The sequence below is a fragment of the Staphylococcus sp. HMSC034G07 genome, from assembly GCF_001835975.1.
GTDB lineage: Bacteria > Bacillota > Bacilli > Staphylococcales > Staphylococcaceae > Staphylococcus > Staphylococcus ureilyticus.
This window is the reverse complement of sequence record NZ_KV826607.1, coordinates 1-10,380: the sequence shown is the minus strand read 5'-3', so window position 1 is coordinate 10,380 and position 10,380 is coordinate 1. Positions and strand designations below refer to the sequence as shown.

The following is a 10,380-nucleotide window of genomic DNA, read 5'->3' as shown; positions in this document are numbered from 1 at the left end:
CGGCACAGCAGGAAAAGCAGAGTTACAAAGAAAATTAAATGAAATTCCATCAGTGACATCACCAAGAGTGAACGACGAAGATAGTAATGGTGTTCAAGATACAAAACAAGTATCGGAAGCTAAAAAAGCAATTGCTGATGCTAAAGCAGCACAAACAAAAGTGATTAATAAAATAAAAGAAATTAGAAAAGATGGTTTGATTACGCCAAGTGAACAAGCTGACTTAGACAAACTAATTGAAAAATTAGATTCATTAAGAAGTATTGCAAAAGAAAAAATAAGTAACTTGCCAAACGGTACATCAAATATTGCTGAATTACAGACTAACTTAGATAAAGTCACATCTGAAATGCTATCAAAAGTAAAAGATATAGAAAGTAATGGTATATCAGATAAGAAACAGTCATTAGGTATGGATAAAATAAATGACAAATATAATTCAAGTCATTTTGAAAATGACGAAAAAGCGACTAAAAATAATAAGTCGCTAGACATGCATTCACGTCAATTTAATGTTCAAAATAATCACCACAATCTTGAAAGATTAAACAAAAAATTGTTTGTAAATCCAAACAAAGAAAATAATTTCAATATGAATTTACCGTATAGTGGATTAGACAAAAATAACCCTTATGCATTCGAAATTCTATTTGGAATTTTAGGATTAATGATTGTTTATAGAAGATACTTAAAAAGTGATAAAAACACAGAACATTAAGTTTAAAATTTAAAAAGTTTCATTGGATTTATAAGCACTTTGGAATGATTAGATTAAAAGTCTAGTCTCCAAAGTGCTTTTTTAATAAAATTAATGGTATATAGTAATTAAAAAAGACTTATTTTGTTCCTAATCATGTAAACAAAATAAGTCTTAAAACATAGTAACCGTGAATTTTAATATATTGATGATCATTAATTAGAAATCATATTGATCTTCTTCTTCTTTCAAAACTTGTGCATATGCTTTTGAAGTACGTAATGTAGATGAAACTAAATCATCTATCCTAAATAAAATATCATCGTTTACAATCTCATTATTTGAAAAATCGCGTTCTTCTATAAATACATAAGTTTGCATAATATGTGCCTTCATATAACCTAATATTGGTTTTAGTTGTGTTTCTGGGATGAGATAATGTTTTGGCGATCCTGCAGTTGCAAGTATACTTACTATTTTATCTTTAAATGCATTAACTGGTAGTAAATCAAATACATTTTTTAATGTACCGGGAATAGAAGCTTGGAAAATTGGGAATCCAATAAAAATGACATCAGCATTCATCAAAGTTTGCGTAAGATATAATGTATCGCCATTGTAATCTAAATAATTTCTGCCATCACTAAACACTAGTTCTAATTCTTTTAAATCAATAAAATTAATATGGTGTGTATCATCTTGATTCATAAGTGCTTGATTCAAATATGTCATAGCAGTACGCGTTTTTGAACCAACGCTAGAGCCAGATAGTAATACAATATTCATAGTATCATTGACCTACTTTCTTAAATGTTTTTTTACTGTTGGAATAATTTCATTGCCTATAAGGTCTATATTTTTCATGATTTTATTAAATGGAACACCGCCAAAATCAATTTGTGCCATAAATCGTTGGTGATTATATAACTCATGTTGATATAGAATTTTTTCAATGATTTGTTGTGGGCTACCAACCATTAAGGCATCTCTATAGTCAGGGGCCTTTGCAAATTGTTGTTTTGGATAACCTGCACCTCTGATAAATGACATTCCAACATTTAGATGCGGGTAGAATTCTTTTAAAGCATCTTGAGTAGTGTCAGCAGTATAAAATAAACTTGCTGTTGATACTGGTAAAGATTCAGGTGAATTATCATAACCATTTTCTTTTGCAGCTAATCTGTACTGTTCTATAGAATCTTGAAAAGTCATTGCTGGACCACCAAGTGTTGTAATCATCATTGGTATTCCTTGCCTACCTGCTTTGATAGCACTTGCTGGAGGTCCTCCGACTGCACGCCAAATAGGTAATGTGTCGTCAATTGGACGTGGGAAAATCTTCATATTATTTAAATCAGGTCTGAATTTGCCTGACCAAGTAATTTTATCTGTTTTATTTAATTCCATTAATAAATTAAGTTTTTCTTCATAAAGTTCATCATAATTATTCAAATCTAATCCAAATAAATCAAATATACCTGTTCGTGAAGCACGACCTGCTACAATTTCAGCTCGGCCATGTGAAATTAAGTCTAAAGTAGCAAAATCTTCAAATACCCTTACAGGATCTGCAGCACTTATAATACTAGAAGAACTGGAAATTTTTATTGTTTTAGTGGCTTGTGCTACGGCACCTAAAACTACTGTATGTGCTTGTGTTGTAAAATGTTCTTGATGGCTTTCACCGATACCAAATACATCAATACCAGCCTGTTCAGCTAATTGACTAGCTTCAATAAGTTCATTAATTCTTTGTTCATAACTCACTTTTTCTCCATTATGTGGATTTAATAAATGGTCACCCAATGAGTAGAGTCCAAATTCTAATGGAGTATTTTCATTCATTTTTAACTGTGCCATATAATCACCTTTCTATAATTCATGTAGATTATTTTCAATTTCTGTACGTTGTGGTTCCATAAAGTCTGGTAAATTTAAATGTTTACCCAAATCTTCTATTTTTGTATCTACTGTAAACCCAGGTTCATCCGTGGCAAATTCGTATAAAATACGGTTTTGTCTAAAATATAAAGATTTGAAAAAATATCGGTCTATAATTCCTGAGTTATTTTCAGGTTGTTGCTCTATTATTTTATGAATTGAATTTAAATCACTATCTTTTGGTGTATTAACAGCAATATGGTGCACATAACCTTGGCCAGGTCGAGCACGTTCACCTTGTTGTTCTACAATAACAAAATCAGTATATAATCCGTTATGATCTAAAGTCATCACGGTTTCGTTTAAATCACTTCTAAGTGTATATGATAAGCTATTTTTTAAAAAATCGAGTGTAGATTGAGCATTTTTAACTCTTAGTTCTACAGGACCCATTCCTAAAATTTGGTATTGCTCAGGTATCTCAGTATATGGATTTTTTCTCCAAGCATTCGGTGTATAATAATTGTCATTAACTAATAAAATGATCTCCAAACCATCTATATCTTTAAAGGTAATGGCAGGCTGATTTAAATAAACTAACGGTGTCCATGTAATATTGAATTGACTTAATCTTTCTTTAAAAAAATTCAAAGCACTTTCGTCAGGTATAAGTAATGATAAGCGATATATAGAATCAGTTCCTGGACGGTTTTTTCCTAAAAGTGGTATTTCAAAAAAACTTAATAGTGTCCCAGCCGAACCAATTTCATCTCCAAAAAACAAATGGTACATTTTAGGATTGTCTTGGTTAACTGACTTTTCAACCAGTCTTAGTCCTAAAATTTGATTATAAAAATCTTTGTTTTTTTGAGCGTTTTTTGTATACATTGAAATGTGATGGTGACCAACGATATTCATATAATACCTCCTCGTAATAAACTTTCTAGTTGCTTGTGTTTTAAGTATGATAGTAATAAAACTTCTCAATACTCATAACCACTATCGTGTAGATTAAACACTAACGGTATAAAAAATATACTAGTTTTGTATAATATATTTCCTTTATAGAAAAAAAGCAAGTTTGAGCGTTTATGAATGATAGTAGAATAAAGCGTGCTCTGATTTTTAAAATATTATAATGAAAGTTTGATATAATCAATTTGATAGTTTATGAAATGTTATTATTATAAGCGTTAGTAAGTGTTAACAAAATAAATTAATAAGTAACATAATATTAATAGAAGAGATATGGCTGTTATTGATGACGCATTGAATCAGGAGTTAAAGCATGGATTTATTTTTAGTTTACATTTTGATTTCTATATTTTTAGGTGGATTAGTCAGAACATATTTTGGTTTTGGGGAAGCACTCGTGAGTATGCCACTTTTAGCATTGATAGGATTAAACCTACATACATCTATTTCACTGGTGGGGTTGGCTGGACTAACAGTAGCGAGTTTAAATATATTTTTAGATTATAGAAATATAAAAATTAAAGTACTATTATTAATGTTGTTGGGGAGTTTATTAGGTGTTCCACTTGGTATTTTGATTTTACAGCATATTGCAACTTCATTTATACAAATTATGCTTGGGTTATTTTTAATATTATATGGTATATATGCGTTTGGAAAAATTACCTTTTTTAAAAATAGATATAATATCATATTAAAATCTAACATATGGCCAAGCCTAACAGGTATGATTTCAGGTGTATTAGGAAGTTTGTATAATTCACATGGTGTACCAGTTGTCATTTATGGCACAATGGCGCCTTGGCATATTAAAGATTTTAGAAGTACAATACAAGCCCATTTTTTAATTACAGCGATATTCGTAGTGATCGGTCAAGCATCTGGAGGAATATGGACCAGTCAAACGGTATCATTATTTTTATTGAGCATACCTTGTTTGATTATTTCAGTTGTTGTTGGAAAGTATCTTATAAACCATACGACTTATCATAATTTTGAAAAATGGATTTACTTGTTTATTATAATTTTAGGTTTTTTACTATTGTTAATATGAAAGTCAAAAGGTCGAATCGATTTCTATGTTTAGAAATGTGATTCGACCTTTAATTATATCTACGTTTATTTAGAATTGACATTAATACTTTTATTTAATAATACAAAGAATAAAATGAAAGCGATAGAAATAGCAATGTGACCTAATCCTGAAATACCAGCAATAGCAGGGCTCACTTCAAAACCTTCCATAGTTGCTATACCATTAACAAATTGCATAGCAACCGTTAATAATACACCGATATGATAGACATAAAAGAAATAGTTAAATAAAGTGGGGTGTTGAGTAAGTTTTAATTGATGTTCTATCACCATAAATATTAAAAACATAATTGTACCTAAAACAAGTAAATGTGTATGTGTTACATTTAATTGCGAATAACCACTAAAGTTTTCTGCTTTTGACATCTCTCTATAAAATAAACCACTTAGCATGCCTAATAATGTATAAAATGCTGAACTGAACATTAATTTTTTCATTTTAACGACCTCCTGTAATGAATGTTTAATTTAAATATAAGGTAAGATTGTGAACTCTATATGAACGATTGAAAACTTCTTTATTTTTGTATGGCATTTCATTGTTTAATTAATTTTACAATTTAAAACAATTTTTTTATCATGCTTAATGGAGAAAATTGTTCGTAAAACAGAATTTCTGAAACTATATAGAAATTAACAATATTGAAAATATCTTGATTGTGGCATGCTAAAACATATAAATTTAAAATGGCGAACAACTGTAATTTGCGACATTTTTTCATATTAATAACTTACCTTTAAGAAATATCTTGATTTTTCGAATTAATTGAGTAGAATTAAATTGTGATAAAGTTTATTTTGAGGTGGGAAAAGATGAAAAACAAACAAGGATTTTTACCTAATAGGTTAAATAAATACTCTATTAGAAAGTTTACAGTTGGAACAGCATCATTATTGATTGGGGCGACACTTGTATTTGGAGTAAGTAGTGAAGCAAAAGCTGCTGAATTAGACTCAATTACGAATGATAATAAGGCTAATGATTCAGATAAAGGTGAAGCACTTGATGTGCAAGACATAAAAAGTGTAGAAGAAAATGACACAACGTTAAGTCGCAGTGAAAACAATGTTACTGAAGAAAAGACAGAAAATTCTAAAAATGAATTACAAAAAGAAGAAACTGATAATGATCTAAGTAAGGATCAAAAAGAGCCAGATAATAACGACGCAACCTTAGGTCAACAAGAAGAATATAATAACACTAATGAGTCTACAAACGAGAATGAATCTACAAATGAGGTTTTGAATAAACAAACAACAGAAAAAGCAGATACATCTGAAACAAAACAAGATGAAAACAGTGATACTTTACATTTAGATGAAGATAGTACGAACAAAGAAGAATCTGATCAAGAAAGATCAACTGAAAGTAATGAAACAACAACGGATAACAATAAAGTAAAAGATTCAACAAATGAGACGTCAACAGAAACAACAAAAGATACAGATGTATCTAGCAATGAAGCGCCAACTGAAAAATCACTAGAAAAAAATCCTGACACTTCTAATAATACAAAAGAAGGCACTAGAACAGAAAATTTAGATGGGCAAAATGATAAACAACCATCAACTGAACCATCTTCTGATGATGAAAAAACTACAGAAATGACGAAAAATCTTGAAACGAGTAATCACACACAATCAAAATTAACAAAACAACTGTCAGAAACAGAGAATAAACAAAAGGCAGTTGAAGATTATTTAAATAGTCAACTTTCAAAAGAAGACACTAAAGCAATTTTAGAAAACACTGATATTGATTATAAAAATACAACTGATGAAGCAATAAATATTGAAATTTTAAAGGCTTCAATTATTCAACTTTCGAATGAACAAGATAAAGCGAAAACGTTAGCCACTCCCAAACGTACATTGTTGCGTTCAATGGCTACGCCAACTGCATTACGAGCAGCAGTAGAACAAAATGAAAAAGTTGAAAAATCACTTGGCTATATGGACAACTATACATTTGCATCATTGATTTTTGATTCAGGAAAATTAGATTCACAAAAGGCCTTAGATAGTAATGTCATTCCTTTTGATATTCATAGTTACATGTCAGGCTCAAATTCAGGGGATCGCTATAAAATTGATTTGAAATTGGATCCGAAAATAGCAAGTCATGTCACAAAAATATCTGCTAATCCTAGTGGTAGAAATACCCCTGTTGAATTTATAAGATTAAAAGATGAAAACGGTGATTTCACTAATACTTGGGAAATTAATTTTATCAGAGCAAATGATGGTTTGTTCGGAGGCGCTGAAATATTATCACAGTATACAGCGACTAACGGTAAAATAGAATTAGATGATACAGTGGGTAACATTTTGAATGCATCTGGAGAATTAAGTAATAATAAGTTGAATTATCAAATGTTTGTTAGAGATTCACTATCTAATAAAATTGTTAAGACTTCTGAAAGTAGCGGTTATTTCTTAACTACAGCTGACAAAGATTTAAGTCAATTAGAAAATAACCTTTCTCCAGAAAATAGTAATGCATTTAAAGCAAGTAGCGGCTCTGCTACATATGATGGTTCTGTGGGAAAACACGGAGGAATACTGATTGATCAACAAATAATGAAAAATGGTATTTTCGCATATTCTAAAGTTAAAGGAAAACAATGGTCATATAACTATCAAATAGATAAAGATTTATTACCTTATATTGAAGGAGTAGAACTACACACATATGACTACAAAGGTCTTTCGGGTTTTGACAAGACCTATCATGCTGGAGACAAAGTAGCTGATTTACAGCTTGATAGTATCGGTAATGGCACAATTACTAGTAATGACTTAAATAAATTAATCGAGTTTAACAATTCTTTACCTGAAACAGTAGGCGTTCGTATTGTAATTAAATTAAATCAAAGTGTAAATAATATATTAACTAAAGATGCAGAATATGATTCTGAAGGTAATCTTATTCGAGAAACAACAAAACAAAAAGAAGATTTTACTTTCGCAGGTTATTTAACTGATAGTAATAATCTTTTAATAAATAATACGTTAGGGACTTCAACTTTAGCACTACAAGATTATGATAAAGATGGTTTACTAGATCGATATGAACGACAAGTATCACTTTCAGATCCTGAAAACGAAGATACAGATGGAGATGGTAAAAATGACGGTGATGAAGTCATCAATTATAAAACGTCACCATTAGTAGGTAAACCTGATGCGGCCGATATTACAAATGAGGCTAGAGTTGTAACTGGGTCAGTTCCATTAAAAGAAGGTGCAGCAACTCAAACTGCAAAAGTGTTAGATGCAACTGGAAAAGTCATTGGTACATCAACAGTCAATCCTGATGGCACTTTCTCAGTATCTATACCACAATCACCTGAGGGCACCTACACTATCGCAATCGATTCACCTAATTATGAAAATGATGAAGTGAATACATTCGAAGTTATTGATATTTCCAAGGTACCAACACCATCAATTAATCCAGTTGATGACAATGATACAGTAATTAAAGTTAATGGTGCAGCGGGTGCAACTGTTACGGTTAAAGATAATAACAATGTTGAAATTGGAAAAGTTCAAATTCCCAATGATGGTTCAGCTGCCTCTTTAACATTGAATCAACCATTGAAAGCTGGAACTATTTTAACTGCAACAGCTAGTAAAGGTGGAAAAACAAGTGAAGTTTCAGATCAAATTACAGTAACAGATGCGACAGCACCAGACGCACCAGTGATAAATCCAATAACAAGTAAAGCCACACAAGTAACTGGTACAGCAGAACCTAATTCAACAGTAACTGTTGCTTTCTCAGGTGGCGGTAAAGTTTCAGTATCAGCTGACAGTCAAGGTAAATATACAGTAGATATACCAAGTGGTGTTACTCTTCAAGGTGGAGAAGTATTTAAAGCAATAGCAACAGATAAAGCAGGTAATGAATCACCTGTTGCGACGCGTATAGTAACAGACATAACAGCTCCAGATGCTCCTACATTAAATGACGTCAATAGTAATAGTAAGCAATTGAATGGGCAAGCAGAAGCAAATTCAACAGTTAGTGTGACATTCCCGAGTGGCGAAGTTGTAGATGCAGTAGCAGATCAAGATGGAAACTTCACAGTAGATATTCCAGAAAACGAAGGATTACAAGGTGGGGAAACGATAGTAGCTACGTCGAAGGACAAAGCAGGTAACGTTTCTCAAAAAGGTAGCACTCAAGTCATAGATGCAACAGCGCCAGATGCACCACAAATAAGCCATGTGACAAGTGTAAGTACAGAGGTTAAAGGCACAGCAGAAGCAAATTCGACAGTTAGTGTGACATTCCCAAGTGGCAAAGTTGTGGAAACTAAAGCTGATCAAGATGGGAATTTCACTGTAACTATCCCAGAAAATGAAGGGTTACAAGGTAAAGAAACGATCAGTGCTACATCAAAAGATAGTGCTGGTAATGTTTCTCATGCTGGATCAACAACAGTAACAGATGCAACAGCACCTGCACCACCAACGGTTAACAGTGTAACTAGCCAAGATAAAAATATTAGTGGGACAGCAGAACCAAATTCTACAATAACAATCAAATTTCCAAATGGTGAAACAGCTACTGGTGCAACAGATGAAACAGGAAATTATACAATAGCAATTCCGAATGAAGTTAGTTTAGAAGGCGGCGAAGAAATACAAGTTACATCTACAGACGATGCTGGTAATGAAACAGAACCAGTTAAAACAACGGTTAAAGATACAACAGCACCAGATGCACCGACGGTAAAAGAAGTAACAAGCGAAGATACAACAATCGGTGGCACTGCCGAACCAGGCTCAACGGTTACAGTGACGTTCCCAGATGGCACAACGGCAATAGGAACAGCTGATGGCCAAGGTAATTACACAATAGATATTACGTCTGGTACTAAATTAGAAGGTGGAGAAGAACTACAAGTAACAGCAACAGATAAAATAGGAAATATTTCAAATCCAACTTCAACGATTGTTATAGATAAGACAGCACCGGATGCACCTAAAATAAATAGAGTATCAAGTGAAGACGCACAAATTGTGGGAAGTTCAGAACCTAATTCAACAGTCACAATCACATTCCCTGGTAATATCACGGTTGATGTAGTAGCGGATGAACACGGTAACTTTAGCGTAGATATTCCAGATGCTATTGATTTAATTGGTGGCGAAGAGATTCAAGCGATAGCACAAGATAAATCTAATAATAAATCAACAGAAGCTTCAACAATAGTAGTTGATGCAACAGCGCCAGAGGCACCAACAGTGAAAGAAGTAACAAGTGAAGACACAACAATCAGTGGCATATCAGAGCCAGGTTCAACAGTTACCGTAACGTTCCCAGATGGTACTACAGTAGAAAGTAAAGCAAATAACCAAGGTGAATATACAATTACTATTCCTGAAAAAATAGATTTAAAAGGTGACGAAGAACTATTAATATCAGCGATGGATGGTAATGGAAATATCTCAGATTCTATAACAACAACAGTGAAAGACATAACAGCACCTGCAGCACCAACGGTGAAAGAAGTAACAAGCGAAGATACAACAATTGGTGGCACTGCCGAACCAGGATCAACGGTTACAGTGACATTCCCAGATGGTAAAACAGCAACAGGTACTGCAGACAGTGAAGGCAACTACACAATCGAAATTCCAACAAATATTGACCTAAAAGGCGGAGAAAATATTGTCGTAACAGCGGCAGATAAAGATGGCAACAAATCAGAAGAAGCGAC

At 32.4% G+C, this 10,380-nt stretch carries 7 protein-coding genes; 3 read left to right on the top strand and 4 right to left on the bottom strand.

Features of this window, described 5'->3' with window-relative positions; translation table 11 throughout:
* A partial coding sequence (locus HMPREF2586_RS05410; protein ID WP_176745328.1) for a GA-like domain-containing protein occupies positions 1–718 on the top strand: 718 nt, incomplete at its 5' end.
* A gap of 198 nt (positions 719–916) precedes the next feature.
* Here HMPREF2586_RS05410 and HMPREF2586_RS05405 read toward each other — a convergent pair.
* Genes HMPREF2586_RS05405 through HMPREF2586_RS05395 form a run of 3 tightly spaced genes read right to left on the bottom strand, consistent with a single transcriptional unit; the run spans position 917 to position 3,496 of the window.
* Positions 917–1,483: an NADPH-dependent FMN reductase gene (locus tag HMPREF2586_RS05405; protein WP_046206956.1), complete on the bottom strand. Its 567-nt coding sequence runs from the start codon at positions 1,481–1,483 to the stop codon at positions 917–919.
* 12 nt (positions 1,484–1,495) lie between these two features.
* Positions 1,496–2,557, bottom strand: coding sequence for an LLM class flavin-dependent oxidoreductase (locus tag HMPREF2586_RS05400; protein ID WP_064210014.1), 1,062 nt, complete (start codon positions 2,555–2,557; stop codon positions 1,496–1,498).
* Between the two features lie 12 nt (positions 2,558–2,569).
* Entirely contained in the window at positions 2,570–3,496 is a 927-nt protein-coding gene (locus tag HMPREF2586_RS05395) for a VOC family protein (RefSeq protein WP_070658261.1), read from the bottom strand.
* A gap of 370 nt (positions 3,497–3,866) precedes the next feature.
* Between HMPREF2586_RS05395 and HMPREF2586_RS05390 the strand changes: the two genes are divergently transcribed.
* Positions 3,867–4,607, top strand: coding sequence for a sulfite exporter TauE/SafE family protein (locus tag HMPREF2586_RS05390; RefSeq protein WP_046206959.1), 741 nt, complete (start codon positions 3,867–3,869; stop codon positions 4,605–4,607).
* 65 nt (positions 4,608–4,672) lie between these two features.
* Here HMPREF2586_RS05390 and HMPREF2586_RS05385 read toward each other — a convergent pair whose 3' ends face one another.
* Entirely contained in the window at positions 4,673–5,086 is a 414-nt protein-coding gene (locus HMPREF2586_RS05385) for a DUF2871 domain-containing protein (RefSeq protein WP_070658259.1), read from the bottom strand.
* Between the two features lie 375 nt (positions 5,087–5,461).
* Here HMPREF2586_RS05385 and HMPREF2586_RS05380 point away from each other — a divergent pair.
* The coding region (locus HMPREF2586_RS05380) for an Ig-like domain-containing protein (RefSeq protein WP_070812667.1) at positions 5,462–10,380 on the top strand (4,919 nt) is incomplete at its 3' end.

What these genes read in the sequence shown, in the direction of transcription:
- HMPREF2586_RS05405 (WP_046206956.1), bottom strand. Translation starts at nt 1,483, where the DNA reads ATGAATATTGTATTACTATCTGGCTCTAGCGTTGGTTCAAAAACGCGT.
- HMPREF2586_RS05400 (WP_064210014.1), bottom strand. Translation starts at nt 2,557, where the DNA reads ATGGCACAGTTAAAAATGAATGAAAATACTCCATTAGAATTTGGACTC.
- HMPREF2586_RS05395 (WP_070658261.1), bottom strand. Translation starts at nt 3,496, where the DNA reads ATGAATATCGTTGGTCACCATCACATTTCAATGTATACAAAAAACGCT.
- HMPREF2586_RS05390 (WP_046206959.1), top strand. Translation starts at nt 3,867, where the DNA reads ATGGATTTATTTTTAGTTTACATTTTGATTTCTATATTTTTAGGTGGA.
- HMPREF2586_RS05385 (WP_070658259.1), bottom strand. Translation starts at nt 5,086, where the DNA reads ATGAAAAAATTAATGTTCAGTTCAGCATTTTATACATTATTAGGCATG.